At 51.8% G+C, this 1438-nt stretch carries 1 protein-coding gene; it reads left to right on the top strand.

Annotated elements, in window-relative coordinates:
* Positions 1-237: 237 nt before the first annotated feature.
* On the top strand, positions 238-1200 hold the full coding sequence (locus ACR0CG_RS23815; RefSeq protein WP_480527977.1) for a PLP-dependent cysteine synthase family protein: 963 nt from the start codon (positions 238-240) through the stop codon (positions 1198-1200).
* The last annotated feature ends 238 nt before the right edge of the window (positions 1201-1438 follow it).

Raw genomic sequence — 1438 nt, 5'->3', positions numbered from 1 at the left:
TCGGTCAACCAGAAAAGATCAGACATGTTCACCGCTCGTTTTTCAGCCGTGAATCATGCCGACCGCTGGAAATCAATGGGTCCTGACCCTAACGCCAAACCTGATTGCCGCGATAGGTTGTGTCGCCTACAGAGCAGCCTTACGTTACTTTTTGGTGGCTGAGCACCAGGCGCCCAAGTTGCAAAACTCTGCAGTGTCTACCAAAGTTCGCTTCGAAACAGAGTTGGGACTCTTATAATGACTGGTACATTTTGTTCCATTCTCGGAGCGATTGGAAACACACCTTTGGTGTCTCTTGATCGGCTGGTAAAGCATTATGGTTGCGAGGGAAAAATTTTAGCCAAGCTCGATTACTTGAACCCCGGATTCTCCAAAAAAGACCGCGCGGCGCTTGGGGTCATTGAAGCAGCTGAGGCCAATGGCACGTTAGAGCAAGGGCAGACAATCGTTGAGCTGACAAGTGGCAATATGGGCACCGGCCTTGCCATCATCTGCAGTATCAAAGGCTACCCATTCGTTGCTGTCATGTCCAAAGGCAACTCGCCTGAGCGCGCACAAATGATGCAGGCTCTTGGCGCCGAAGTCGTGTTGGTAGATCAAATGCCGGGAAGTCGCCCCGGGGAAGTATCCGGCGCTGACCTCGCAGAGGTTGATCGCGTGGCTACAAAACTGACGATTGAACGCAACGCATTTCGAGCTGACCAATTCCAACGAGAAGGTAATCCGAGTGCCCATGAACATACGACTGGCCCAGAACTTTGGGAACAGTCCGGCGGCAACATCGATGCATTCTGTGATTTTGTCGGATCGGGTGGCACTTTGTCTGGGACTTCCAAGTACCTGCGATCGCGAAATTCAGAGATCAAATGCTATCCCATTGAGCCCGAAGGCGCTGCAGTTATCGCCGGTCAGGAAGTGACAAGCCCCGAACATCCCATTCAGGGAGGAGGGTATGTTATGTGTGATCTCGATTTCCTTCGAGGGTTCGTGTGGGATGGGTTTCTTCAAATTGATGGCCACACAGCGCGTCAGACCTGTCGCGATCTGGCGCGCTTCGAAGGCATTTTCGCTGGGTTTTCTTCCGGCGCTAACGTGGCGGGTGCTGTCGAGCTACTAAAAGGCCCTCACAAAGGCCAGACCGTTTCCGTGATCATTTGCGACTCAGGACTGAAGTACCTTTCTACTGATCTTTTCACGTAGAACTGCCCTTTGACTTAGGGTGCTAAACGTCTGCTTCGTTCGCATAACGGTCATTGACCAAAATTCGACGAAGGTCCGCATCGAGCCCAACGCGGACCAGCACCAAAACCCAAAATTTCCTCGTACCGGTGTTAGCTTCAAACGTCGGTCAATTTTACCATAGTAGCAGGCTTGCTTTTTGCGCCTCGAAACCTTTTGGCGTCGGAAAAAGCGAGCGCATCCTAGCAACAAGTTCGAT

The sequence above is a fragment of the Ruegeria sp. AB8 genome, assembly GCF_056542605.1.
This window is presented reverse-complemented; position numbering and strand designations above follow the sequence as displayed.

Bases quoted from the DNA above. Each gene is read 5' to 3' on its own strand.
- ACR0CG_RS23815 (WP_480527977.1), top strand. From the start codon at position 238: ATGACTGGTACATTTTGTTCCATTCTCGGAGCGATTGGAAACACACCT.